At 43.8% G+C, this 26805-nt stretch carries 23 protein-coding genes and 1 tRNA gene; 10 read left to right on the top strand and 14 right to left on the bottom strand.

The features are described from left to right. Nucleotides 1-57 precede the first annotated feature (57 nt). The 7 genes from IM507_RS05700 to IM507_RS05670 all read right to left on the bottom strand — a co-directional run bounded on the left by IM507_RS05700 (nucleotide 58) and on the right by IM507_RS05670 (nucleotide 6631). Entirely contained in the window at nucleotides 58-1467 is a 1410-nt protein-coding gene (locus IM507_RS05700; protein ID WP_002733654.1) for an NAD(P)(+) transhydrogenase (Re/Si-specific) subunit beta, read from the bottom strand. Then, nucleotides 1464-1760, bottom strand: coding sequence for an NAD(P) transhydrogenase subunit alpha part 2 (locus IM507_RS05695; RefSeq protein WP_002733247.1), 297 nt, complete (start codon nucleotides 1758-1760; stop codon nucleotides 1464-1466). Before IM507_RS05695 ends, IM507_RS05700 begins: the two co-directional genes overlap by 4 nt. A 124-nt stretch (nucleotides 1761-1884) precedes the next feature. After that, a complete protein-coding gene (locus IM507_RS05690; protein ID WP_002731970.1) occupies nucleotides 1885-3033 on the bottom strand; it encodes a Re/Si-specific NAD(P)(+) transhydrogenase subunit alpha in 1149 nt (382 codons plus the stop codon). 356 nt (nucleotides 3034-3389) lie between these two features. Next, the gene (locus IM507_RS05685) at nucleotides 3390-3971 is read right to left on the bottom strand and encodes a PspA/IM30 family protein (protein ID WP_069474042.1); all 582 of its coding nucleotides are present in this window, start codon (nucleotides 3969-3971) and stop codon (nucleotides 3390-3392) included. 106 nt (nucleotides 3972-4077) lie between these two features. Further along, nucleotides 4078-4854 carry a PspA/IM30 family protein gene (locus IM507_RS05680; RefSeq protein ID WP_002794189.1) on the bottom strand — a complete coding sequence of 259 codons (777 nt, stop codon included), beginning with the start codon at nucleotides 4852-4854 and terminating at the stop codon, nucleotides 4078-4080. Between the two features lie 207 nt (nucleotides 4855-5061). Next, entirely contained in the window at nucleotides 5062-5718 is a 657-nt protein-coding gene (locus IM507_RS05675; RefSeq protein ID WP_002734761.1) for a PspA/IM30 family protein, read from the bottom strand. Nucleotides 5719-5740: 22 nt separating this feature from the next. After that, the gene (locus tag IM507_RS05670; RefSeq protein WP_069474043.1) at nucleotides 5741-6631 is read right to left on the bottom strand and encodes a hypothetical protein; all 891 of its coding nucleotides are present in this window, start codon (nucleotides 6629-6631) and stop codon (nucleotides 5741-5743) included. A gap of 291 nt (nucleotides 6632-6922) precedes the next feature. Here IM507_RS05670 and IM507_RS05665 point away from each other — a divergent pair, with 291 nt between their 5' ends. The 3 genes from IM507_RS05665 to IM507_RS05655 all read left to right on the top strand — a co-directional run bounded on the left by IM507_RS05665 (nucleotide 6923) and on the right by IM507_RS05655 (nucleotide 9363). After that, on the top strand, nucleotides 6923-7480 hold the full coding sequence (locus tag IM507_RS05665) for a DciA family protein (RefSeq protein ID WP_002733675.1): 558 nt from the start codon (nucleotides 6923-6925) through the stop codon (nucleotides 7478-7480). A 379-nt stretch (nucleotides 7481-7859) separates the two neighbouring features. Then, complete coding sequence (locus IM507_RS05660; RefSeq protein ID WP_002733655.1) at nucleotides 7860-8135, top strand: hypothetical protein; 276 nt, start codon at nucleotides 7860-7862, stop codon at nucleotides 8133-8135. 229 nt (nucleotides 8136-8364) lie between these two features. Beyond that, nucleotides 8365-9363, top strand: coding sequence for a Gfo/Idh/MocA family protein (locus IM507_RS05655; protein WP_002734189.1), 999 nt, complete (start codon nucleotides 8365-8367; stop codon nucleotides 9361-9363). 6 nt (nucleotides 9364-9369) lie between these two features. Here IM507_RS05655 and IM507_RS05650 read toward each other — a convergent pair whose 3' ends face one another. Both IM507_RS05650 and lgt read right to left on the bottom strand, forming a co-directional pair. After that, entirely contained in the window at nucleotides 9370-10320 is a 951-nt protein-coding gene (locus IM507_RS05650; protein ID WP_002732959.1) for a branched-chain amino acid ABC transporter permease, read from the bottom strand. Between the two features lie 12 nt (nucleotides 10321-10332). Next, on the bottom strand, nucleotides 10333-11184 hold the full coding sequence (gene lgt, locus IM507_RS05645; RefSeq protein WP_002732582.1) for a prolipoprotein diacylglyceryl transferase: 852 nt from the start codon (nucleotides 11182-11184) through the stop codon (nucleotides 10333-10335). 73 nt (nucleotides 11185-11257) lie between these two features. Here lgt and IM507_RS05640 point away from each other — a divergent pair. After that, nucleotides 11258-11340: transfer RNA gene (locus tag IM507_RS05640), tRNA-Leu, on the top strand. 311 nt (nucleotides 11341-11651) lie between these two features. Here IM507_RS05640 and IM507_RS05635 read toward each other — a convergent pair. From IM507_RS05635 to IM507_RS05620, 4 genes are all read right to left on the bottom strand, one after another. After that, on the bottom strand, nucleotides 11652-12329 hold the full coding sequence (locus tag IM507_RS05635) for a Uma2 family endonuclease (protein WP_287636758.1): 678 nt from the start codon (nucleotides 12327-12329) through the stop codon (nucleotides 11652-11654). Nucleotides 12330-12599: 270 nt separating this feature from the next. Next, on the bottom strand, nucleotides 12600-13745 hold the full coding sequence (locus IM507_RS05630) for a glycosyltransferase (protein ID WP_287636757.1): 1146 nt from the start codon (nucleotides 13743-13745) through the stop codon (nucleotides 12600-12602). A gap of 190 nt (nucleotides 13746-13935) precedes the next feature. Beyond that, complete coding sequence (locus tag IM507_RS05625; protein WP_287636756.1) at nucleotides 13936-14886, bottom strand: glycosyltransferase family 10 domain-containing protein; 951 nt, start codon at nucleotides 14884-14886, stop codon at nucleotides 13936-13938. Nucleotides 14887-14903: 17 nt separating this feature from the next. Then, the gene (locus IM507_RS05620) at nucleotides 14904-15920 is read right to left on the bottom strand and encodes an Npun_R2821/Npun_R2822 family protein (protein ID WP_002734110.1); all 1017 of its coding nucleotides are present in this window, start codon (nucleotides 15918-15920) and stop codon (nucleotides 14904-14906) included. 316 nt (nucleotides 15921-16236) lie between these two features. On the opposite strand from IM507_RS05620, the gene IM507_RS05615 reads away from it, so the two are divergent. Together IM507_RS05615 and IM507_RS05610 are read left to right on the top strand one after the other, a co-directional pair. Further along, nucleotides 16237-17172 carry a glycosyltransferase gene (locus IM507_RS05615; protein WP_002745794.1) on the top strand — a complete coding sequence of 312 codons (936 nt, stop codon included), beginning with the start codon at nucleotides 16237-16239 and terminating at the stop codon, nucleotides 17170-17172. A 9-nt stretch (nucleotides 17173-17181) separates the two neighbouring features. Next, a complete protein-coding gene (locus tag IM507_RS05610; protein ID WP_002753560.1) occupies nucleotides 17182-18375 on the top strand; it encodes a glycosyltransferase family 2 protein in 1194 nt (397 codons plus the stop codon). A 70-nt stretch (nucleotides 18376-18445) separates the two neighbouring features. Here the strand turns inward: IM507_RS05610 and IM507_RS05605 are convergent, their stop codons facing one another. Then, nucleotides 18446-19402 carry a glycosyltransferase family 2 protein gene (locus IM507_RS05605; RefSeq protein WP_123230889.1) on the bottom strand — a complete coding sequence of 319 codons (957 nt, stop codon included), beginning with the start codon at nucleotides 19400-19402 and terminating at the stop codon, nucleotides 18446-18448. Nucleotides 19403-19591: 189 nt separating this feature from the next. On the opposite strand from IM507_RS05605, the gene IM507_RS05600 reads away from it, so the two are divergent. The 4 genes from IM507_RS05600 (at nucleotide 19592) to IM507_RS05585 (ending at nucleotide 26640) form a co-directional block, all read left to right on the top strand. Next, entirely contained in the window at nucleotides 19592-20536 is a 945-nt protein-coding gene (locus IM507_RS05600) for a hypothetical protein (RefSeq protein ID WP_002774920.1), read from the top strand. A gap of 743 nt (nucleotides 20537-21279) precedes the next feature. Then, nucleotides 21280-22077, top strand: coding sequence for a molybdate ABC transporter substrate-binding protein (gene modA, locus IM507_RS05595; RefSeq protein ID WP_002731822.1), 798 nt, complete (start codon nucleotides 21280-21282; stop codon nucleotides 22075-22077). 3 nt (nucleotides 22078-22080) lie between these two features. Continuing rightward, the gene (gene modB / locus IM507_RS05590; protein WP_123230887.1) at nucleotides 22081-23919 is read left to right on the top strand and encodes a molybdate ABC transporter permease subunit; all 1839 of its coding nucleotides are present in this window, start codon (nucleotides 22081-22083) and stop codon (nucleotides 23917-23919) included. A gap of 381 nt (nucleotides 23920-24300) precedes the next feature. After that, a complete protein-coding gene (locus IM507_RS05585) occupies nucleotides 24301-26640 on the top strand; it encodes a GUN4 domain-containing protein (protein WP_287636755.1) in 2340 nt (779 codons plus the stop codon). Nucleotides 26641-26805 lie beyond the last annotated feature (165 nt).

Raw genomic sequence — 26805 nt, 5'->3', positions numbered from 1 at the left:
TCTGAAAAATCCGATAAAAAAAAGACGGGGTGAAAACCCCGTCCTATTTGTCAAGAATTATGACAAATCCTTGACTTGTGATACTAATTGTGCTACCACATCTTGAGCGCTACCAAAGAGCATAAAAGTTTTAGGATTGTAGAATAATTCGTTTTCTACCCCGGCAAAACCCGATCGCATACTGCGCTTAATCACGATCGTGTGCTGTGCCTTATCCACGTCCAGAATCGGCATTCCATAAATCGGACTAGCTTTATCATGACGGGCAGCGGGATTAACCACATCATTCGCCCCAATAATTAACGCCACATCGACGCGCTCAAACTCAGGATTAATATCATCCATATCGTAGAGCTGCGGATAGGGAACATTAGCTTCGGCCAGTAGTACATTCATGTGTCCTGGCATTCTTCCCGCCACGGGGTGAATAGCATATTTAACCTCAACGCCATTTTTTTCCAACTGTTCAGCCAATTCTCGCACTGCGTGTTGTGCTTGGGCCACTGCCATGCCGTAACCTGGTACAATCACCACAGAACGCGCATAACCGAGCATCATAGCCCCTTCTTCTGAATCAATAGCATGAACCGATTTATCGAGGCTAGAAGTGGCGCTCGCTTCGCCTCCGGCACTAGCACCTGTACCAAATGCCCCAAATAGTACACTAGCCAGCGATCGATTCATGGCTTTACACATGATCTGAGTTAGGATAATCCCCGACGCACCCACCAAAGCACCGGCGATGATCAACATACTATTCATCAGGATAAAACCGACTACGCTGGCGGCAAGTCCCGAAAAAGAGTTTAAGAGGGAGATAACCACGGGCATATCGCCGCCGCCGATGGGAAGCACGAATAAAGCCCCGAAAATTAGGGAAAGTCCCACCAAAGTCAGGAAAACATCGATCGAGGTGGGATTAAAAAAGAGATAGACACTACCCCCTAAAAAGGTGAGTAGTAAGAGAATGTTAAAGGGTTGCTGGAAAGGAAAAGTTACGGGCGCGCCACTGATTAATTCCTGTAATTTGGCAAAAGCGAGGACACTACCAGTAAAAGTGACACCACCGATCAATATACCCAAAATAGCGATCAGTATCGAGTCAAAGGCAATATTTTCACCACTTTGCAGTAAACGCCAGTATTCGCCCATGGCAATTAAAGCACTGGCAGCACCGCCTAAACCGTTAAAAATCGCCACCATTTGGGGCATAGCTGTCATCGGGACTTTTTGCGCCGAAACTAGGCCGATAATCGAGCCAATCACCAACGCCACGGCGATTAAACCATAGCTGAGGATTTCTTGATTGATTAAGGTGGCAATAACGGCGATTAGCATCCCGATGGCAGCCAGAAAATTGCCTTGACGGGCAGTAGCGGGGGAAGATAATTGTTTAAGACCGATGATAAATAAAATGGCGGCGAGTAGATAGGATAACTCGATCCCTGTGATCAGGGCATTATTCATGATTTAGCCTCTTTTTTCTTGAACATTTGCAGCATTCGATCGGTAACGACAAAACCACCGACCACGTTAACCATCGCCAAAATAACGGCAATTAACCCTAAAATTACGGTTAATTCGTGCCAATCCGTGCCTCCGGCGATGAGGAGCGCACCGACAACGGCGATACCTGAAATTGCATTCGCTCCCGACATCAGGGGTGTATGGAGAGTGGGAGGGACTTTATTGATCACCTCGAAACCGACAAAGGAAGCGAGGACAAATACCACTAAAGCGGTTAAAAGTTGGGCAGTCATTGGTTAAAGAAATAGGGGATAGGGTGTGGGGTGTGGGGTGTGGGGTGTGGGGTGTGGGGTGTGGGGAGAATAAAGCTGCCTTCTGCCTTCTGCCTTCTGCCTTTTGCCTTTTGCCTCCTGATAGCTAAAAAGCGGATAACTGTTCACTGAGGGCGGATTTAATGCGTTGGTTGCGGATTTCGCCAGCGTGGGTGACACAGGCACTATCAATGATGTCATCGGCAAAATCGAGGTTTAAACTGCCCTCTTTGCTGACTAAAAGCTGTAGCAGCATTTGCAGGTTTTTGGCGTACATCTGGCTGGCATTGGTGGCCACTGTAGCTGGAAGATTAACGGCTCCGACGATTTTTACCCCATTAACAATGATTTCTCGTCCCGGTTGGGTGTAGGCGCAATTTCCGCCCTGTTCCGCCGCTAAATCAACGATTACCGACCCCGCTTTCATGGTGGCGATCATTTCTTTGGTGACGAGCAGCGGAGCTTGTTTCCCCGGTACTTGGGCCGTGGTGATCACCACATCAGCCCGCTTAATTGGTTCCGTTAGGGCTTGACAAATGCGCTCCTGTGTGCTAAGAGAAACCTCTTTGGCATAACCGTTATCGGCGACGGTATCTTCTTCTAGGGGCATTTCAATAAATTTCGCCCCGACACTCTGCACTTCTTCTTTAACTTGCGGACGAATATCAAAAGCCTCCACCACTGCCCCCAAACGGCGGGCGGTAGCGCAAGCTTGCAATCCGGCAACTCCTGCCCCCAATACCAGCACTTTGGCGGGGGCGATCGTACCGGCGGCGGTAGTCATCATCGGGAACATTTTCGGCAGCTCAACGGCGGCGAGGAGTACCGCTTTGTAACCGGCGAGGTTAGCCTGAGAGGAGAGGGCATCCATACTCTGGGCGCGACTACTGCGGGGAATTAATTCCATGCTCAAAGCGGTGATCCCGCGATCGGCTAATTTGGCAATGCGCCGGGGTTGCCGCAGGGGATCGAGAAAGCCGATGAGGATACCGCCACCTTTCAGGCGATCGATCTCGCTATCGCTAGGAGGGACGACTTTGAGAATAATATCGGCAGTTTCATAGATATATTCGCTGTTTTCGCTCAGGGCGGCTCCCACGGCACTATAGGCACTATCGGCAAAGTTGGCACTAATTCCCGCCCCATTTTGGACAATTACCTCAAATCCCGCCTTGACTAAACGGGCGACGGTATCCGGCACTAGCGCCACCCGCGCCTCGCCTTGGTCACTTTCTTTGATTACGCCGATTTTCATGGCTGGGTTTCTCCTTAATAAGTCCTTCTCTTGTCTTATGCTGTTGGGGTAAGGGTTTCGTTAAATGCGATCGATCCCTTGGGATAATTTCGAGTCAAAATTGCTTTTCACTTCCATCCTAGCTATCCTCACCTTTCTGGCTCTTTTTCGGGCTGAATCTTAGGATTATCTTCAGAATTAAAGGGTTTTGAGCGGCATTGTTTGGGAATTTTTTTTATAATGATGAGGTACAAAGTTTTCGTTCTGGGAAACGCTGGAAAGTTTAACAGTAGTCAGTTTTCAGTCGTAGATACCAATTTAGGTTATACTTCATATTGATGAGAAAGGCTGTAATAGGTCTCGACAATCTCAAAGTTTTACAGTTCTTTTAACTTCGATCGCAATTCCTCTATTTCTGCATCTACTGCTGAATCCTTGAGGGTGTTTGCTGGAGGTAAATCGCTTTGATTAGAAGTTGTACCCGGTAATGCTCCCCCGGACATTTGTGCTTTTAGCAGTGCTAATTCATCATCCACATCGCTACTCGCTTCTAGTGAATCGATGTCAACCAATTCACCGTCAGCTTGACTACTGGCTTCTGACTGCATAAATTTTGCTTCCATGCGCTCAAAAGCTGAAGGGTAAATAGTATCTATACTGCCGATACTTTTTTCGTTAATCTTTCTTTCTAAAATTGGCAATTTTTCTTTCAGTTTATCAACTTGGATATTCAGTTTTTCCAGTTGATTTTTAATAATATTTGCGGTATTAATGTGATGTTTTTTCTTTATATTAGCTTCTCGTGCCAGAGACTCATCACCTTTATCTAGAGCGAGTTTAACTCTTTCTTCCCATTTTAAAACTTCAGCTTGTGCTTGGTTGTACTGTTGTTCGGCTCTTTTTTGTAAGGCAATTACTTCGATAATTGAGGAACGTAAATTAGATAAATCATCCCGCATAATAGTGATGGTTAATTATGACTAGCAATTAATATTCCCTATCTCAACGACAAAATTAATAAATAGAGACGTACCGTAGATAGTACGTCTCGACGCTCTCAAAGTTTTACAGTTCTTTTAACTTCGATCGCAATTCCTCTAATTCCGCATCCACTACCGAATCCCTGACGGTGGTTGCTTGGGGTAAAGTGGGTTGACTAGAAGTTGTGCTGGGGGGTAATGCTCCGCCAGGCATTTGTGCTTTCAGCATTGCTAATTCATCCTCCACATCGCTACCCGCTTCTAGTGCAGCGAATTGATGTTCGATGCCAATGCCCTCCAATTCACCGTAAGCTTGACTACTGGCTTCTAACTCGATAACTTTTGCTTCCATGCGCTCAAAAGCACCCACGGAACTACTGGTATTGATACTGCCGAGGGTTTTTTGGAGTTCTTCGTTAGCTTTTGCGGCTCTGGAGCGAGCTACTAACATATTTTTCTTGGTTTTTGCCTCAGAAATCTTACTTTCGAGCGCGATCAAGTTTTTTCTCAGACTATCTACCTGTACCGTTTGCTGATCCAGTTGATTTTTGAGAATGGCGGCGGTTTCCGTGCAATCTTTCTTGCGTTTAAGAGCTTCCCTGGCGAGATTTTCATCCCCTTTAGCAAGGGCTAATTTGGCTCTTTGTTCCCATTTATTGGCTTCTGACTGGTCTTTGCTGTATTTTTGTTCCGTTTGTCGTTGTTCGGCGATCGCTCTAGCAACCGCTTGACGTACCTGTACTAGATCCTCTTGCATCTCACTGACAGCTTGCTCCAGCATTTTTTCTGGATCTTCAGCCTTGCTCACCATATCATTGAGGTTAGCTCGGACAACTCGGCTAAGGCGATCGAATAAACCCATGACGCTCTTGTTCCTCTCGGTGTGTACTAAATCAGTTAACTGTTCTTAAAATTTCCTATCTTGCCTAACGGCTTATTCTCTAATATAAACCACGAGAGCTAGGATAGGCGATAGGAGTTAGGAGTCAAGAGTCAGGAGACAGCTTTTTTCTCCCCACACCCCACACCCTACACCCCACACCCCACACCCCACACCCTACACCCCACATCACTCATCCAAGTTTTCTTGTTTTAACTTGAGTAATTCCGCTTCAATTTGTTTTTGTCCCTCCAAATCTTGGAATTGTCGCTCTAAGGGGTCTTTATACCCGATTAAATCGGCTTGGGATTCGGCTTCTAGGACTTTTGCTTCTAATTTCTCGAAAATAGTACCCATCTGACTGCTGTTCAAACTGCCCATAATTTCTTGGGCTTTTTGACTGGCACTCGCTGATCGCAATCTGGCCAGATAAAGGCTTTTCTGTGCTTTCATCTCAGCATATTTGCGTTCAATTGTCAAGAGTTCTTTCTTTAACTTTTGTATAATAGCCGTCTGTTGTTGCAGGGAGGTTTGTAGGGGGGCGATCTGACTTTGATAGGTTTGCCATTGGCTGAGAGCTTGACGGGCGAGTTCTTCGTTACCGTGATGTAGGGCTAATTGGGCGCGTTCGTGCCAAGTTTGGGCGGCTTTTTCCTGTTGTTGTCGTTGGCGCTCGGTGCGTTTCTGGGTAGCGACGGCTGCCGCTAGGGCTTGTCGCATTTGGATCAATTCCCCTTCCATCGCCAAGATCGCTTTTTCCAGCAGTTTTTCCGGATCTTGATTTTCCTGAATCAGACTATTGACTTGGGCGCGAATTGCTTGGCCCATGCGCTCAAACAAACCCATTACCGTCCTCCCGATACCAACCCTAATAGTTTACCGAAGTGCCGCTCCTATCAATAATGATAGAACTAGGGACGGGGGACTGGGAGGGATCGGCTGTTTCTGGGGGTGCCGGACTACTGGGAGAGGGAGAAGGGGATGCTTGTAATTCTGGCGGTAACTGTTTCATTAACTCCGTGGCATCCTGTGGGTTTTGATTAGCCAGACGACGGGCTTTTTCCCGTTGAAAAAAGGGTAAATTAGCGGGTGATTCTTCTCTTTGGCGCAATTCCTCTAACATTCGTTCGTTAATGACCGCCGGAGAGGGGGCGGGGGTGACTTGGGGCGGTGGTGGCGGTGGTGGGGAAACGAGGGAAGATACGGGCGGGGTATTGGGGTCCGGGGGGGCGACGGGTAAAGATTGCTGGATCTTACTGACGGGTAATGGATGGGCGGGTATGAGGGACGGTGGCGGATTCGGGGGTAAGAGGGCGTTAGTCAGATTGATGGCGGTGGGGGGACTCTGAACCACTGGTGGAGCGGGAATGTTAGCGATCGGGCTAGTTTTAACGGGAGGAGCGGGAATATTAACGATCGGACTGGTTTGAGGAGTTTTCTCTACTGGACGAGCGATCGCTATCAATCGATCGAGGTGGCGGGAGTTATTTTTGTGCTGACCCAGCAGCGAAGTCTCAGCTTTCCTCGGGGTGGTGTTGGTTAACCATTGATTGAGACTGAGGAGACTATTAGCAATTAAAAAGATCACCATTGCCCGGATGCCCCAAGGGGTAAAAAAGACATCTTTAGCTGGGGGATAGACGTTAATGACAGTAGCTTCTAGGTATTCTGGTTCCTGAGCGGGATCAATGGATGAACTGGGTTGATGGACGATCGAGAGGGGCAAATCTTGGGAGGATGGGGGTCGATCGGATTTCATGACGGTATTATAGGGTTATGCTGAAAAGTTAAGTAGGTAGGCGTTAAAAATTATCAGAAACACCCCTTATCAAGGGGGGACTAAGGGGGGATCGGCACCCCCCTTATCAAGGGGGGACTAAGGGGGGATCGGCACCCCCCTTATCAAGGGGAGACTAAGGGGGGATCGGCACCCCCCTTATCAAGGGGGGCAGGGGGGATCGAACCTAAAATCCATTTTTAATTTAATTATAACCAGCTACTTAGGGTTTTTTTCGTCCTAGTCTAACGTGGTACTCTCTAGATTTTCCAGATGTCTTTACATTCTCTTGACAAAATTTTAGCGGTTATTACTCAACAGGCGGGTTGGGAAGAATATCGCCACTATGAGCAAGTGCTGCAATTATGGCCAAAAATTATTAATCCCCGTCTGTTGGAGCAAACTCGGCCTTTTTCCCTCAATCGCGGGGTTTTATCGGTGGCTACCAGTAGCGCCGCTTTAGCACAGGAATTGTCTTTACAACGCTATAGCTTATTAAAACGGCTTAATAGTCAGTTAGAGACTCCCTTGGGCGATATCCGCTTTTCTGCTGCCCGTTGGCAGCAAGATAGTCAGTTAATTCCTCCAGAAGCGATCGCACCTAAATCCCTGAGAGATCATCCTAGTTATGTCACCCCGGAAAAACCGCCAGAAAATCCCCGGCAACCGGACAGTTTAGAGAGTTGGAGCCAGAAAATAGTTCATAGAACCCGATCCTGGCCAATTTGTCCTCGTTGTCAGTCTCCCAGTCCCTCCGGAGAGCTTGAGCGTTGGCAATGTTGTGCTTTTTGTTTTGCCCAGTCGGGCGGGGTAAAAGATTCAATTTCTTAATAGTCTTGTGGAAAGAGTGCTTTTGAGTCGGGAATCAATTGGCCGATCTTTTCTGTCTTAATTGAACCTGTATTCATCAATTCTATTCGGCTAAGGCTTGATCCCCGCTTTGTTATCGCCGATACCAGAGCCGATAACCTCGGCCACAACTGAGTTTAACTCCTCTGTTTTGAGACAGTGCTGCTTTTTGCAAAGTAACTATTAAAAGATTCTAAAAACAAAATTTTTTTTGGGGATCACTAAAAACTATATGGCGTATCAGTCCTAGCTATGCTAGTCAGGAAAATACCCTTGGCACGGGGTAGGACAATATTACACAGAGCGAAAAGAGAGTCATCCCTTGAGTTCCTTATAATCATCTTCCTTTTAAAGCCAACCCATGCAAGCCGCAAACTTTCTTACTTCTTCCTGTCGATACTGCCGATACTATCAAACCCAAGGTCGGCGCGGTGGCACTTGTCAACAACTAGATGTTCCCGTCGAAGCTCATTGGAAAGCCTGCGCTCTAGCGATGCCTCCTTTTGGCACTGAATGGCAAGAACTCAATCGGGTGGTTAGTTTAGAACAGTCTCTAGAATTAACCTGTGCAGTGTCGCCCACTCCCGTAGTGGTTTCCCCTAGTCGTCATGCTCCCCGACAACCGATGGCGGTTTAGAATATCTAGGGCCTAAACAGGAGCAAAAAATTGGCGTTGCCCATTAAAAATATGAATTCACCCTCCCACATCTTTCAGGGCGCTATTTTTGAGATAATAGATGAGTTGATTGCTAAGATAAAGCTGGGAAAAGCAAGAGGCAGTCGGCAAGAGTCAGGAGATTGTTTTTATTTATTCTCCCCGCACCCCGCACCCCACACCCCACTTCCCGATAATTAATGTCGCCAGAATGCCCCTGATGACTTCTCATCGTCCCTTAAAAATTGGTATAGTTGGCACAGGGTTCGCCGCTCAACGTCGCGCTGAAAGCTTGCAAGCCGACGATCGCGCCCAGCTTCTGTATTTTAGCGGTAATAGTCCCGAATCGATCGTTAATTTCTCGCAAAAATACCAAATTTCTGCCCTAGATTCGGCAATAAGCCTGGCCAGTCATCCTGATCTCGATCTGATTGTCATTGCCAACGTTAATCAGGCCCATGCCTCGATCGCCCGTACTGCCTTAAAATCTGGTAAGCACGTTATCGTCGAGTATCCTCTGGCTTTTCACCCGGCAGCGGCAGCAGAATTAATCACCCTAGCCGAAACCGAGAACAAATTACTGCACGTCGAACATATTGAACTTTTGGGGGGACTGCATCAAACCCAACAGCAGTATTTAGACAGCCTCGGCAATATCCACCTAGCCCGTTATACCACAATCGCCCCCGGCAGACCAGCACCCCGGCGCTGGACATTTCATCGGGATTTATTCGGGTTTCCTTTGATTGCTGCCCTTTCTCGTATCCATCGCTTTACTAATTTATTTGGGGAAGTGGAGTCCGTATCCTGTCATTGTCGTTATTGGAATGCCCCGGAATCCGATTATTTTCTGGCCTGTTTGTGTGAGGCGCAGTTATTATTTAAAAATGGCTTAATTGCCGAAGTTACCTACGGCAAAGGCGAAGTTTTTTGGCAAAATGAGCGAACTTTCACTATTCATGGTGAGGGGGGCAGCTTAATTTTTGAAGGGGAAAAAGGGCAGTTAATTAATAGTGAAGGTAGCCAAGTTTTAGAAGTGGAAACCCGTCGTGGTCTTTTTGCTAAAGATACCGCCATGGTGCTAGATTATCTGTTCGATCGGTCTCCTCTTTATGTTACTCCCCAAGCCAGTTTTTATGCCCTAGAAGTGGCCTACGCTGCCTATCAATCTTCTTTGTTGGGAAAAACAGTTTTTCTCGCGGACAATTAAACCGAATTAGACTTTTTGAATTAACTTTCTGCCTAGTAAACCCTGGGGACGAACTAACAACATAATAAAGAGAATAGCAAAAGCGATCGCTTCTCGATAACCGGAATATTCTGCGGGAACAAAAGCTTCGGCAATACCCAATAATAAACCACCGATTACTGCTCCGGGGATACTTCCCAATCCCCCTAAAACAATCACTCCTAAACCTTTTAATCCGAAAGCAATACCGAAATATGGACCGGCAATACTAACACTAGAACCGACTAAAGTTCCTGCTAAACCTGCCAAGGCACCACTAATAAAAAAAGTAATCACGATAAATTTTTCGGGATTGATCCCCAACAAACTGGCCGTGGTGACATCTTCAGCTACTGCTTGTAAAGCTTTGCCCATTTTGGTAAAATTAACCCAATAAGTTAGTAAAGCCACCATAACTGCTGAAACCAGAAAAATAATAATCTGAATTGTGCGAATTGCCACGGGGCGATCGGCTGTACCAAAATTAATTGCGGGGGGAAGATTGCCATAAATATCATCGGGAAAAGTATAAATTTCTGCTCCGAATAAGTATTGAATAACATTGACAATTACCACGGCTGCCCCTAGACTAGAAACCAGAGTTAAGAGAGAATCGGAACCCCTTACCCGGAGGGGTTTGAAGGCTAATCTTTCCAGAAGAACCGAGGTGAAACCTGAAAGGATACAGCCTAGCAAAAGTGCTAAAAAAAAGGGTAAAGAAAAGGGTAATTTGGCATTAGCTAATAGACCATTAAAACCGAAAACTCCCCCCGTTAGAGCATAGGTAAAATAGGCGCCGAGGGTAAAAATTGCGCCATGGGCAAAATTGATAATTCCTAGAATGGAAAAAATCAAAGTGTAACCGAGGGCAAAAATAGCATAGACACTACCGATCGATAAACCGTTTAAAACCTGTTGAAAAATTGTTACTAGATCCATTGTCAGGGTTAGCTAGGGTAACTTTTGATTATAACTGACGGTCGCCACCACATCCGGTAAAGGACGCTGCAGTTTATATAACCAGAATAAACCGAAAAGACCAACAGCGATCGCTACTAAACTAATTATTTGCGCCATTTTCAAAAGCCCAAACATTAAACTATCGGTGCGTAGTCCTTCGATCCAGAATCTACCAAGACTGTAGGCGATAAAATAGACTAGGGTAAGGGTGCCAATTTTTAATTTACTAGGGTGTTTTAAACCCCAGAAAAATAGATAGATGAGTAGGGCAAAAACTCCCAGATTCCAGATAGATTCGTAGAGAAAGGTGGGGTGAAAATAATCGACGGTGATATATTTTAAAGGACGACTAGCGGGAGGAATAAACAACCTCCAAGGTAAATTAGTCGGACTGCCAAAAGCTTCCGAATTAAAAAAGTTACCCCAACGTCCAATCGCTTGACCGAGAATGACGGAAGGGGCCACCAGATCGAGTAATTGCCAAAGAGAAACCCGATTAATGCGAGCAAAGATTAGGGCTGCCAGCAAACCCCCGATAATTGCCCCGTGAATAGCGATACCTCCCTTCCAAATGGCGATAATATCGGCAGGATTTTGCGCGTATTCTTGCCACTGAAAGAGAACATAGTACAAACGGGCTGCAGGTATGGCCCCCACTACTAACCAAATGGCCAAATCAGCGATTAAATCGGGATTGATCGCTCTTTTTTGGGCGAGGTACTGGGAGAGGGTGACACCCAATAATACCGCCATAGCGATGAGAAATCCATACCAGCGCACCGAAATCGGTCCAATCTCCCAGAGGACGGGGCCGGGAGACTGAAAGACAAAACCTAAGAGCATAAAATTATTAAGAATAAAAAATTTTATCTTTCCTATAGTATCTTATGCTATGATAGGGTAAGGTGACATATTTGCGGATGTGGCGGAATTGGTAGACGCGCTAGATTTAGGTTCTAGTATCTTTTCGATGTGTGGGTTCGAGTCCCTCCATCCGCATTAACCTTTGGGTCGATGAGGTGTAACCTGATTTGGTATTGACGACCAACGACCCAAAAAGGAAAAGTTGTTAGTTCCCATTTTTGAGACTCCAGTTCAGATTTATTTTTTCAACTGACTTCTTACCCAATTCCGAAAGGGACTTGCGTGGGAATAATATCCCAGCCAGAAAATCGCTCTGTAGAAGAATCAGACCAGCCAGATGGCATATTATCAAAGCGCAAGTCCCTTAGCTGCGGGGGCTCTCGAAGGCTCTCGCCCTCCGATCGATCAGCAAACCTGATCGATCGGAGGGCGCAGGCTTTGCGCCCCTACAGTAACCGATTTTGTCCACAATGTAGGGGCGAACTGCGTTCGCCCAAAAGGTACATTATCAAAGCGCAAGTCCCAAATGCTTTTACTAACTCTAGGTAATCCAATGTCTCAGCTTGTTGTAAAAATATAGCAATCTCTGAAATAGGAATATTTATAAAAAATTGACTGGTTGGGGAGGTGATATAACTGCCATTTTGTAATTGTTGGATAACCAGAGATTCCCCATTATAAACCCAAACCTCTGCCACGCCTAGATCTGCATAAACCTGAAGGCGATTTTGAGAACTGCTGGTGACATCAATTTCTATGACTAAATCCGGTGGTGGGTCTTCATTTAAGTCCAGTCGCTTTTTCCCCCGAACCGCCTCAATATTATCAATATAAAAACATTCATCGGGTTCTGCACCGCTTAATTGAGGGCGTTTAAAGGTGGTAGAACCGAGGGGATAAATCGGGACTGCTGATTCTTCCGCTAGGGTTTTGACAAAGCGACCGATGAGGGTTTTACTAAATTCGTGTCCGGTCGAAGGAGCCATGATTTCTAAATTGCCACGATTGTAGGTCAGCCGGAGACGGCGATCGCTCATTTCTGCGAGCAGCGTTTCGTAGGTTTTCCAGCTAATCCCGGACAGGTGAATTATTTCAGCCGGTGGTGCAAGCAGTGTTACAGTCATAGATTCAAGCAAAAATCCCCTGCTTCCATTTTAGAATAGTGATCAATATAGCGTGCCTCTCGTTTTGGCCGATCACTTATGGAGTAAAACTCATCTTAAAATAGAGGAGGAAAAACTACGGGTCTCAACTTAGTTGGGGTTTAAAGTTCAAGGTTTTATAGTTTTTGACAGCCATAAGCATTAATACTTGTTGCACAAGTGAGATGCTCCCCGCCTGTGGACCTGGGATGATGTAGTCACATAGTATGTGCAAGCGTTAGAATCTCTTGCCTAGGTTTCGGAAACGTTGTCAGAGAAATAATTATCTACAAATTGACTGATTTCCCTTTGAAATTTCTCTGATGAAAAAAGAGACTTTTGATGGGAGAGGGACATTAAAAGCTCTTCCTGTTTCTTTTCATTACTAATTACTGCAATAATCTTTTCTACTGCTTCTTCCATACTGTTAAATTGCAATTCTGTATTGTGCTTACCGACGATTTCAGTTTGACCTCCTATTTTCTGTACAAAGGGAATGATATCTGCTCTCACCATTTCGGCTACGGAGATACCAAACTGGTCTTTCTTGGGATGGATACCATACCTACATTTGTACAGTATATTACAATAATCTGCATAGGGAAGATCCTTATACAGTTGAATCCAGTCGGAATTTTCTGCTACCAATTGTTCAATATAGTGTTGATACTTTTTATTAAAAGCTCCCCCAGCTCCCCCAGTTATATGGAGTTTGATGGAAAATCCTCTCTCCCGCACTGCTTTTAAGACTTTAATGCCGAAATCTGGACTTTTATCTACTGTTAACCTACCGCTAATTACAAAAGCATTCTCTTTTTGCTCCGGAGCAATATCCTTAACGGGAATGACCACTGGGGGATAGATAACGGTACTATCAAGCCCGTAAACTTCTTTGACTGCTTTGGCTACATCAAAAGAGTTAGAAATAGACAGATTCTTTTTGAGGTTATCTACAGAAAAATTGGAGATATTTAGGTAGGGCATATTCTGGTGTATTTTACCACCTTCAAGGACTTTAACCCAATTGATATATTGGATTCCTGGTACGCCTAGATCGGCCGCATTACAAGCTGATATCACCAAGGAATAATTTTTGGCTCTTTCTTTTAAATAACGCAGGCTTAAATGAATGGATATCTGCCGAAAATGAGGATTATTACTGATGAGAAACTCTGAGATGCCTTGCCAACTTTTTGGTAATACAGAAACAACTTTAACTTCTTTGGGACTGAGGGATGTTTCATACAACTTATTTAGCTTTTCCCAGTCTGGATAGTAAAAGGTGAAAAGAGTTAAGTCATATTTTTCTTTTAAGGCTTCTAGTATCCAGAGAGCCACAGATTCAGCACCTCCTCCCATAAAATAGGGCATATAGACTCCAATAGTTTTTTTCAGCATTTTTTAACCACCAATATACGAAATACTTGTTTTAACAATTGCTTGGCTCTCTTGTTTATCCTGTACTCAGGAAAACACCTTCTGTCCCTACCGTCCCAGTTTTCGTCCTGATTTAGGAGCATTCATAGTTGCGGCTAATAGGCATCATATAGAACAATTTGCCAACAAAACCGAAGAGAACCATTGGCATTTAGGATACCACGAAATTAGAGAGCCAGTTAAGTAGATTCAGCTCGTACAGGATAACTTGTCTCGCTTCGGCGATCGCTTCTTTCGCTTCGTGCCAAGCATCCAAACTAGAAGTGACCTCTCGCAAATAATCAACTCCTTTTTGATCCAAACTGGGCAGGCGTAAGAAACTTTTCGGTGGCAATAGTTTCTCTGCATCCGCTCCACCGTAATAAATAGGTAGACACCAAGCTAATAGCGGATCCCAGAGCTTTTCGCTGATATACCACCTACTCTGTGCGTAGTTTTCTATGGCCAGATTGTAGTAGTAGGGAGCTAGGACATTCCATTTATTTTGTACCGAGCCTCTCGAACCCGTCCAGTCCGGCAAACCTCGCCCATAAAAATCGAAAGGAAGTTCGTTATCTTTGATTAGCTGCATAAAGGACAAACGGTGGCGATGATTGGCTGTGCGGGTAGTTCCAGAGGTAATCCAAGAGCAGAGGCGAATTTTTTCCGGACAGGGCAAATCGGCCAGATCTCGAAAGCTGTTGCTTATGTGCCAGTCGGCAGGCATATAGTATGGTTGAGGCGCGTAATCATCCGGACCTGATACATAGCCACAATACTCGCTGGCGATGCGGTAATTTTCCAGATTGGTCGATAACACTTCTGGTAAGGGCGGTTCTCTTAAGAGATAGATAATGCGTTCCTTGGGAACTCTCCCCAAAATAGATGGAAGTGCCTGCTGTGGCTTTGCTGGTTTTTTGAGCCAATTTTTCCAGCCGCCTTGCTCTTTCTTTGGTTCCGGAAAATCAAACTGATAAAGTAACAAGTAATCTGGCTCAGGAGCGTTAGCTTGCATGGAAATATTACCCCAAACTCCCATGGAATAAGGAGTTTGTTTCCATAGCCAATCTCCCTGATTTAAATTGGGATAGCTGCTGAGCATACCTACTATTTTTTCTGTCACAAATTAACCTCTTGTTATTAGTTAGAAAAAACTTTACGGGCTATTCTCTGTAATTTTTCCTTCATTCTTTTTCCTAAACTTTTAGGTTGATTGTACCAGACAGGACTGGATTTAAATTGAGGATAATTTTCAGGTTCGTAGAGATAGCGATAATATAAAAATAAACTGCGATAGGGAAAATCTATATTTTCTCCCTGGCAACATCTAGTAAAGAAACTGCTTGAAATCCCAATATAATGAAGGTAAATTAACCTATATCCTTTATCATACAATAAATTATCTTTTTCGACAAATTTGGGATCGGTAACGCAGTTACCTACTCTCTTTTCTGGAGGAGTATTCAAAGCATAATTGTATATAGAAGTACCTGTTCTCATCATCATGTAGTTTAGAAGAGGTTGATCCACTGCCATGGGATAGATAATCTCTGACTCTCCCGAACGCAATTGTTCCAGAATCCAATTTCTCTTTTCTTCCTCAAATAAGTTTTTTTTAGAAGCATAGATTCCTGAACAGAAAATCTCTTTTTTGATCCGTTCTTCGGAGAATATTTTCAGTAACTTTGGCGAACTAACTTCATAGACGTGCGAGGGATCTTTATACTGATAATCGTAGATAACACAATCATAATCGTCTAGCTTTTCCCAGAAATAGTCTATGGGAGACAAAAGTAAGGTATCCGCGTCCATATAGACAAATCGGTCAAAGGGGCCGTCAAAGGCACAGTAGCGACGATGGGTACCAAAACGATGATAGCCATTGCTTCCCGCTTGCTGCCACCTGATGCGGGCTGTAGGATGGGAATCCCAGGCTGCTTTGGCAAAATTATCCCACCTCTCCATCGACTCCCGCTCGCGATACAGTTCAACTTGGGGGCGTTGAGCGATTAACTTGGCAATTTCCTCGGTTTGGTCATCGTAGGGGTAGACACAAACTGGTAAGTCTTTTCCCCCATTCGCCTCAATGCTATTCAGCAGAGCCACTAGCTGATCGTAAACCCGATCGTTAGCCAAAGTACAGATTCCGTTGCTCATAAGTTTCTACTGCTCCCATCTAAAAATATTTATATCACAGTTAACCGATTTAGAGACCGGCTCCGGCAAGACCTAGCAACGAATTAGGTTGAGATCTTGCCTGTCCTTAGAGTCCTCGTGGCTTGAAAGGATGGAACAGGAAAGGAACAAAATACTAACTTTATCCTTGGCGGTGAAATTGTTGTATCTTGACGGACTTGTAGCTCTGGCCACAATTTACTTGACCGTAAGCGTTGAGGATTTTCCTTTTCCCTGAGATTGACAAGAAAAGTGTCCCTGAGTAGAATAGCGGAAACTCGTTGATAAATCTTAACCCATGAAGACGCTTGGAAAAGTAGGTATATACTGTTTAGCTAATGATCAGGTTTTGGAATGGATGATTCCTTTCTTAGAAAGTCTCAGGGCCTATGAGCCTGAATGCCCTCTATATGTTATACCTTTTAATGATAATATATCCCAACTAAGTAAAATTTCTCAGAAATACAATTTCAATTTTTATCGCGATATAAACTTGGAGCTATTAGATGGAGTGGGAGCAAAAGTAAGGGGTATCGACGATATACATAATCACAGATTTCGTATTTTTTCCATCTTCTGGGGACCCCTAGAGCATTTTATCTTTCTAGATTCTGACATTATTGTTTTAGATAGCTTGCAAGAGCTGTTCCAAACCTATATCAACTCTGAATTAGAATTTATGTACTACTATAGGGGTATATTCGATCAGGTCTATAAAGAGGGGGAGTTTAGAGATAAAATGATCCGAGAGCATAGGGCAAATGGTTTCAACGCAGGCTCTTTTATATCTTCCCGGGGAGCTTTTAGCCTAGATGATATTCAAGAGTTGGCTGAACAAGCAGCCACAATCAGACAGCATTTTGCTGATAATTGTATTGTCCAGCCTTTTGTCAACTACTGTGTGGATATTAAGGGGCTGAAAACCCAAGCCATTACTGAGGCTATCCCCGATCTAGGCTCCGAGTGGGCAAAATTTAAGATAGAGTTTGCCGATAATACTCACAAGGTAAATGGGAAAAGAATACTATATACCCACTGGGCAGGCTTTGGTCACGGGCCAAATATGCCCAATCGCGATCTGTTTCTTAAGTACAGGCTGAAGAATTTATCTTGGCCTTGGCGCTGGCAATATGTGATCCGCGATCACCTGACCACAATTTTCCGCACTTGGAAAAGTAGGCTAAGTAAAAAACTCAAAGGTTTATTAGGCAAACCCGAGAATAAACCCCTATGAGTGCAAGATATGCTAGAGAACGATCCCATTTTTGAGCTCGGCAAAGTTTCCGTATTAATTCCCTGTTATCAGCATGGACACTTACTTGCTCAAGCAGTGGAATCTGTTTTGAGACAATCTTATCAAAACTATGAGATAATTATTGTCAATGATGGCTCCACCGACAACACCCATCAGGTAGCCCAAGAATATACCCAGAGATATCCCCAGCGGATTAAGTATTTATATCAAGAACAACAGGGGCAAGTAGCGGCCAGGAAAAACGGCAGCGCTTTGATCAGGGGCGAATTTCTAATCACTTTAGATGCCGATGATCTGCTCGCTCCGTCAATGATGGCCAAGTGTGTAGAAAGCTTAAGCAAAAACCCTGAAGCAGCCGCTGTGGCCTCTAACGTTTGGATGATGGCGGAAGATGGCCAGACTATACTAGGCCAGCTCGATCAAAGTGAAGTTCCTAGCTGGCCCAATATTCTGGAACACAATACTTGGGGGGGGATTGCGGGCATTATGATCCGCTCCCAGTCTCTGCAAAAAGTAGGCTGGTTCAATTTCGATGGTACTGCGGGGGGTGAAGACTGGGATATCTGGATTCGCTTCGCCAGATCCCGTCAGAAATTGCTGCATATACCTGATTTTTTAGCTCAATACCGTCAGAATTGTAGCTCTCATAGTCGGCAAGGACTCAGGGTCTTAAAAGGGATATTACAGGTTTTGGATTGCTTAACCAAGGAAGATCCGCGCCTGATTCAGCTAGAAAACGTCCATCCCCCCATTGATATTTCTTACTACAATCAACTCCGTAATCGAGCCGTTTTTTTTAACTATGGTGTCGCCTTAGCGGCGGCAGAAGGTGAGGAGACTCTCCAAGATATCTTGCAATACTTTGTGCCATCTGATTTAGATTTAGAAACTCTAGCAACTGCCTATATTAAGGGGCTCATTTTCGTCAGTCGAGTGCAAGGAAACACTAACATTTTTTGTCCAGATTTTCAAGATGATGCCTTAGGCAATGCGCTAAGTTACCTAGAAAATAAAATCTCTGAAGATACGGCCAAGTTGTTGAGGATTAAGATAGCAGAAAATTTAATCACGCAAATTCAAAGATCTACCAAAAATTCTAATCTATTCAAGAGTAAAATAAAAACTATCCTGATTAAAATTAAGCAAAAGTTATCAGCTCTGGCAAACCTAAATAAGACGTAAACAACACCTCTGCCGATTCCTAAAGAGAGGGTATAAGAACTGAATTCAGGCGAGGGAAAACCCCTATAGATCAAATATTTTCTGACTTAATACCCACTGCTTGTAAATCTCTATTGTAGTCCGTCTTTAATCCTCCCCCTAAAAACAGCCTAACTTTCTCAGAAATCCTTGTCCACTTTACCGCTAAAGTAACCAAGACCACCTTGATCCGATCGCTTTGGTTGGGAATTCTGGCATCTTTGTAGATAGCCAGAAGATCGTTCAGGTTAGGCCAATCTCGCCAAATATCACCGATTAAGCCCCGGAAACGGTTTAAATTAGACCGATGGGGGTAACTGATTAAATTGATCTGATGCAATCCCCCCATGACCCTTATGGTTCTAGACCTTAAGGAAGGCCAAGTTTTGCGAGCAGGATGTTTGACTAGGGCTTTTGGGGCATAAACTACTTGATAACCTGCGCTACTAACTCGCCGTCCCCATTCTAAATCTCCTCCCGAGGGAAGAGAGAGATTGAAAAATCCTACGGTTTCAAAAATCTGTTTAAAAGTAAAAATATTAGCAGTTGCGCCAAATTTCATCTTCGTAACTAATTCTTCTTGGGGTAAAGCTGTAATCATCTCAAAAAGCTCAACCGCGTTGGCTTTGCCTTCGATTTCGGGAAAAACCTCAATATGACCTGCAACCAAACCACAATTAGGAGTATTGACCAAATCCTCTACCCCCTCTCTCAGCCAGTGGGCATCGGGAAGGCAGTCAGCATCAGTAAAAGCAATGATTTCACCCCGGCATTCCCTAATCCCCGTGTTGCGGGCAGCAAATTGCGTGGGGATGGTTTCTACCAGATAAGAGGCTCGAGGAAATCGAGCCACGCAATCTTTAATGCTATCATCGGGCCCGTTATCGACAACAACGATCTCCCAATCGTCCGTAGGATACATTTGTCGCTCAAGAGCTTCTAGGCAAGTTTTCAGACCCTCTACATCATTAAAAACAGGAATAATAATTGAGACAAAGGGGAAAGTCATAAAATACTTAGAGATCAATCGTCCCAGTTGGGCATCTTCTAAAAAATTACCTCACAAATCCCAGTCTTGTCAACTAACTCTATAAGACTAGGAACTGGGGTGGGGTTTAAACTGCCAAAAGGGGTAAAAAAGCTGTGAAGATGTTATAATAAGCCCCGTCCCGTATCTAAATGGTTAGAGGCAAGATTAATGGCATCTCCTACTTGTTCGCTTTGGTTTTTTGTAGCGCGGACTGACTTACCATTTATGATGCTTACTATCCCCCATATAGTTAAGATGTGTAATTTTCCCTTTCAAGAAAAAGTGTTAGCCATAGACACGGCTGCTTTAAGTGGGGAAAAAGTTGATCGTCCTGGTATTGGTACGATGGAAGACTTACGCCAATGTGCACAAACTTTGCTGCACAAGGGTGTGGTTGACCGGATTGTAGATTTTAATTACGATTCCAGGTATCAAGAACGATTATATCTAAAACATTTCGGCAGTGCCATAAAACCTACTCATAACTATAAAGGCTATCCGATCCTTGGCTCGATTTTTAAGATAGAAGAATGTCAGAGTGACTATCTGCTGCATTTTGATAGCGATATGATGATGTACCAAGAGCCAGGCTACAAATGGATTGCTGAAGGAATTGATCTGATGGAAGCAAATCCTCGGATTATGTTTGTCCGTCCTATGACAGGACCGCCCACCTCTGATGGTAAGTTTTGTGAATCAGATACGGGCAAATTAAATCCTCAAGGTTTTTATGAATTTAAATATTTTGGAAGTCGCCTATATTTGCTCAAATGTAACCGGTTTGATGAGTTATTACCCCTGCCTATCATCTGGTATAATGAATATCGGCAGCAGTTTGTAAAAAATTGGTCAGAAGGGATGAAAACAGCCCTAAATATCTGGACTGGAAAGGGAAAATTAGATTCTTGGGAAATTATGGTTTCTGAGAAGCTCAAACAGACGGATTATCTGAGGATTAACCTCACCAACCCTAGAGCTTGGAGTCTACACCCGAAAGAGAGAAGCCCTGCTTTCATCGCAGCTTTACCATCAATTATTGCTAGGATAGAAAGGGGCGATTTTCCAGCCAAGCAAGCGGGATTTTATGATTTAATTTTTGACCTGTGGGTTTAGCTCTGAATCATCCCAAGGCTATCAGAACATTAAATTGCGTTTCTTCGGTTTGTCTGATGCAATGTACAGGGTTATAAGGAATGAAACTCTTATAGAGAAAGGCATTTAGCGATTTTTGTCAATTGTTTTTTATCTAGAGGGAACTAATCAATTAAGTCTCTTGCCAGATAAGGATTTAGTCGATTTATGCCCCCCTATCGAACCATAACAAGTAACGAAGAGCCGAATAATTTGACGTGCTGTCACCCATTTTACCTTAGCTGACAATAAGTACCTAAGCAAAATTAATTACACACATCTAACCCCCCCTTGCCTTTTGCCTTTTGCCTTTCTTCACTAGGAAATTTATTTTGCACGACTACTTAATTATAAATTTTTATTTCCCTTGAATTCCCTATTCTAAAAACAGAACTATCTTCCTGAATTAACCCCGTTCGTTCTCAGCCAATCCCTTTGATTGCTTGAGTATTTATAATTAATTTGTCCCACCAGTTGTTTTTTTTGTGATCGCCTGTCCCTGAAAAATAGTCACTTTCTACTATATTTTGCCTTCCAAAATCGGGGTTAATGCTCTATTTATTTCAAAATGAGAATTGCTGGATATTCAGCCAATCCTACTTATCCTGACTTCCCACACCCCACGCTCCACGGAAAACTTTTTGCCGCAAACCCTAGATAGAGATTTCGGGCGGTGGATTGGTTGTGATAGAAATATAAATATCGATCGCTTGCTATCAATCTTGATGAAAAGACGATATTTTCTGGCTTTTATCGGCTCAATTGTCCTTAGTTGCTTATTATCTCTGGGTATAAACCTTTTTTCCTCTACTATCGCCACCGCGCAAACCCAGACAATTCTAGTTTCCGCCGCCGCTAGTCTCAAAGAGGCCCTAGAAGAAATCAAGCCGGGGTTTGAAAAAGCCCATAGTAACATTAAAGTTAATTATAACTTCGGTGCGTCGGGAGCTTTGCAACAGCAAATTACACAAGGTGCGCCGGCCGATGTTTTCCTCTCGGCTGCCACTAAGCAAATGGACGCTTTAGCAAAAGCTGGTTTAATCGATACAACTACCAGAAGAAACCTGCTCACTAATCGCCTAGTTTTAATCGTTCCCAAGAATTCCGCCCTAAAAATCAGCGATTTTCCTTCCCTGACTAACAGTAATATCCAAAGAATTGCCGTGGGTGAACCGCGCAGCGTTCCCGTCGGTCAGTACAGTGAAGAAGTTCTGAAAAATCTCGGCATTTTAGAGCAAATAAGACCAAAATTGGTCTTTTCCAACTCCGTCCGTCATGTTCTCGCCGCCGTAGAGACTGGTAACGCCGATGCTGGCATTGTTTACATCACCGATGCTAAAATTTCCGACCAAGTAAAAGTAGTGGCTACGGCTGCCAATAATCTCCATTCTCCGATTATTTATCCCATAGCTGTGATTAAAGCCAGCAAAAACCCGCAAGCTGCCAAGACTTTCGCCCAATATCTCACCAGGACAGCCGCTAAAAACATTTTTGAAAAATTCGGCTTCGGAATAGCCAGATAAACAATGCCAGACTTTTCCCCCCTATGGATATCCCTGAAAACCGCCACCATTGCCCTGATAATCATCTTTTTTCTCGGTATTGCCGCCGCTTATTGGATGTTAGGCTATCGTGGACGGTGGAAATCCCTAATCGAGGCAGTTTTCGTCGCACCCTTAATCTTGCCCCCGACGGTGTTAGGCTTCATTTTACTGCTCCTATTCGGCAAAAACGGACCATTAGGACAGTTATTAGACCTATTTAACTTTCGCATCGTTTTTACTTGGTATGCCGCCGTTATCACCGCGACGGTGGTGGCTTTTCCCCTGATGTACAAAACCACCCTCGGCGCTTTTGAACAGGTGGATGCCAGTCTTTTACAGGTTGCCCGCACCCTAGGGGCATCGGAAGGGAAAATATTCTGGCGCCTACTTTTGCCCCTCTCCTTCCCCGGAGTATTAGCAGGATTAACCCTAGCTTTTGCCCGCGCTTTGGGGGAATTTGGGGCGACTTTGATGTTAGCCGGTAATATTCCGGGGCAAACTCAAACTATCCCGATGGCCATTTTCTTCGCTGTGGAAGCAGGAGAGATGACCGAGGCTTGGATATGGGTATTTATTATCATATTAATCTCCCTATCGGGTATTATCGCCGTTAATCTCTGGCAAAGTCAACGTAAACAGCAATTAGGACGACTGGGAGAAAGCAAACCTAACGAGATGGAGGACTGGCTGCCACCCTGGGAGGGTCGCGATTTTGCCCTTTTAGCAGCTGAAAATCAGCATTATAGGGATAAAATAGGCTTATTTGTCGATATAGAGAAATGTTTACCCGGTTTTAACCTCTCGGTCACTTTTAACTGCCAAAATCAGCCATTAGGACTATTAGGGGCTTCGGGTTCGGGAAAAAGCCTCATTTTGCGATCGCTGGCTGGGGTAGAAACGCCCTCAAGGGGCCGTATTGTCTTAAATGGTCGCATTCTCTTCGATTCCGAAAAGGGAATTAATCTCCCCAGTCGTCAGCGTCGTATCGGTTTTGTGGTGCAGAATTATGCTCTTTTTCCCCATCTCACCGTAGCAGAAAATATCGCTTTTGGTCTCTCCAAAAACTTATCTAAAAAAGTTATTAAACAGCAGATTGCCAACCAATTGGAATTAGTGCAGTTACCCGGCATGGAAAACCGTTATCCCCATCAATTATCGGGGGGACAACAGCAACGGGTCGCCATCGCTCGCGCTTTAGCTAGTCGTCCGGAAGCTTTATTATTAGATGAGCCTTTTTCTGCCCTTGATACCCATCTACGCGCTCAATTAGAACGTCAGATGATCAAAACTTTAAGTAATTACGATGGCGTGACAATTTTTGTTACCCATAATATGGATGAAGCCTATCGAATATGTGAGAATTTATTAGTTATGGAAAAAGGGCGGGCAATTGCTAATAATTCTAAACAGAAAATTTTTGAGCGACCAGATAGCGTTAGTTTGGCAAAAATTACTGGCTGTAAAAATTTTTCCCGTGCTATTATCATCAATAATCAACAATTAGAAGCCATTGATTGGGATGTTAAATTACACACCATCCCCGGAATTCCCGACTATTTAGCCTATACGGGAATTCGCGCCCATCAAATTATTTTTGGTCGAGATTTAGGCGATATTAATACTTTTCCCTGTTGGTTGGCTAATGCCATTGAAGGACCCCATCGGGTGACTCTCTATCTGAAACTTAATCAACCCTCCAACCATGACAGAGATTTTCATATCCAAGCAGAGTTATATAAGGATAAATGGTTAGAAATTAAGGAGCAAGCTTTGCCTTGGACTGTTACTTTATCTCCCCAGCGTTTATTATTATTAAAATAAACAGAGATTTTGATGCTAAGTTGTCAAACACCCCCCTTATCAAGGGGGGCAGGGGGGATCAAATTCAACCAGTAAAAAGCCCCCCTTATCAAGGGGGGTTGGGGGGATCAAATTAAACCAGTAAAAAGCCCCCCTTATCAAGGGGGGTTGGGGGGATCAAACTAAACCAGTAAAAAGCCCCCCTTATCAAGGGGGGTTGGGGGGATCAAACTAAACCAGTAAAAAGCCCCCCTTATCAAGGGGGGCAGGGGGGATCGGCACCCCCTTATTAAGGCGGGATTAAGGGGGGATCGGCACAAGGGGGGGCAGGGGGGATCGAACCCAAAATCTATCTTCAATAGAGTTCTAATATAATTAGAGGAGGTTGATCAAAGGGGGTTTATGGACGATAAAACCACAAAGCCGGAAGCATCGGAATCTGAAGAGAAAAAAGAATCAGATTTTGACCAGGAAAAGGAACAGGCTCAAGTTTGGACGGGAAAAATCACTGCTTTTGTTGCCCATCAACTCCGAACCTCCGCTCCTTCCCTTCCAATTATCGGGGGTAGCATTACAGGTATCTTAACTTGGCTTAGTCAACATGACACGGTTAAGGCGATTATTGTCGGGGGAGTCACCTTTATCGTCACGGGCTTTTTTACCTACGGATCAGCCTGGAGTAAAGCGTTTTTAGAAGTGGCAAGAACCAAAGGTAAAAATCATGGTAAAGGTACAGCTTTAAGCTTTTTTGTTTGGCTAGACAAAGGAATTGAAAAAATACGTTGGCAATTAGCTAATCCTGACGGGAAATATTTAATTAAATTACGGGATTCAGATTGTCGTTATGATGATATTGAAGGGATTGAAGATACAATCTTTGGTTTTTCTACTCCGGAACTAGAAGAAATTTTTATTAATTTGGATCTGAGTCAATTAGAACTGCGCTCAGAAGAAGAGTCTAAAGGTACGGGGGATGATATTTGGGATTTGTTGCGACGGGCTAAAAAGAGGACAAATTTACGGTTGTTAATTCTGGCTCCTGGTGGACGAGGAAAAACGACTTTATTGCGTCATTTAGCCTATAACTACGCTCTAAAACAACCGAAACAAAATGCACCTTTTTTAATTCCTGTCTTTTTACGTTTACGGAGATGGCAGGAAGTGATTACCACCACAGAAGGATTGGATTTACCGACCTTAATTGAGCGACATCTTAAACAAGATATTTCTCAAGAATTAGATTTACCTCAGAACTGGGCTAAAAGTCATTTAACCCGTCAGCGAATGTTAGTGATGTTTGATGGTTTTGATGAAATTAAACCCGAATATGCCGAAAAAATCAGTCAATGGATTGGCAAACAGTGGCATGATTTTCGCCAAAACTATTTTATTTTAACTTCTCGTCCGAAAGGCTATCAAGCGTTTCGCTCTGAGCATAAACCTCGGCAAAAGGTGTTTATTAATGAATTTACCGATGAAAATATTCGGGATTTTGTCTATAAATGGTATTTCTGGCAAGAGCAGGAAACCAGAGTTAGCAGAAGTTTAAAAGCTAAACAAGAAGCTGCCGATAATAAAGCAAAGGATTTAATTAATCAGTTATTTGCTCTCGATGATTCCGGGGAAAGTTCTACTCTATTAGCCTTGGCGAGAAATCCCTTAAATCTGAATATGATAGTACAGTTACATCGGGCAAACTTTGGCTCGGAACAAAAATTACCTCAGCAACGAGCGGATTTATTTCGCCGAATTTTTGATCTGCAATTGATCACTCGCCCTCAAGCTAGGGGCATTGATATGATTTTAGATAACAATGAGGAAAATCATCGTCAACGGGTATTACAACAGTTAGCCCTGAAAATGGGAAATACAACCACGATTGAATATTCAGAATTACTGAGTTCTATACAAAATTTTATTCAGGAATTGGGTTATCCTGAAAGCACTTCGGCTAAGGATTTTGTAGAGCGGTTAATTCATGTGAGTGAGTTAATTTTGAAAAAGGATGAATACTATGAGTTTGCCCATAATCTTTTTCAGTCCTATTTAATTGCTTTGGAAGTTAAACGGTTAAAACAAGAAAATTTACTCAAGGAAAATTGGGAGCAAAATCTCTGGTACGAGGCTTGCATTATGTATGCCACTTTATTGACTAATCCGACTGATTTTATTGTTCATTTTTATAATCAATCTAATCCTAAAGCTCAGGGATTAGCGGAGCGATGTTATCGAGAATTACCTGTTAAAAAACGTCGCAGATTGGAACTTTTAGAACAAAAACGACAGACTTCTCTCTTTACCCAACTAGAAACCTATCTGAAAAATGGCCAATGGCGCGAAGCCGATGAGGAAACGGCGCGGTTAATGTTGTTAATTGCTAAACGGGAAGATGAAGGCTGGCTAGATGAAGAAAGTGCTGAAAACTTTCCCTGTGAGGAGTTACGCACCATTGACAAGCTCTGGGTAGATAATAGCGGCGGCAAATTTGGCTTTTCTGTGCAGAAAAAAGTCTGGCTGGATTGCGGTGGTGTCCCAGGAGAGTATGATTATGATGTCTATAGAAAATTTGCTGACGAGGTGGGTTGGCGCAGGAGCGGAAACTGGTTGAGCTATGATGAGCTAACTTTTTTATTAGAGATTAGTCAATTGGGACATTTACCTGCTAGTGGTTATAAGCTAATATTCGATGTTGGACAATGGAGGTCAGTATTTTTTTCTCGCGCAGCGACTTGTAACCTGTAATATATCACAGACTTATACATCTTAAACCAGTAAAAAGCCCCCCTTATCAAGGGGGGTTGGGGGGATCAAATTCAACCAGTAAAAAGCCCCCCTTATCAAGGGGGGTTGGGGGGATCAAATTCAACCAGTAAAAAGCCCCCCTTATCAAGGGGGGTTGGGGGGATC

Source organism: Microcystis sp. M20BS1, from assembly GCF_020245305.1.
Classification (GTDB): Bacteria; Cyanobacteriota; Cyanobacteriia; order Cyanobacteriales; family Microcystaceae; genus Microcystis; species Microcystis ichthyoblabe_A.
The sequence above is the reverse complement of the archived record's forward strand: the minus strand, read 5'-3'. Positions and strand labels throughout refer to the sequence as shown.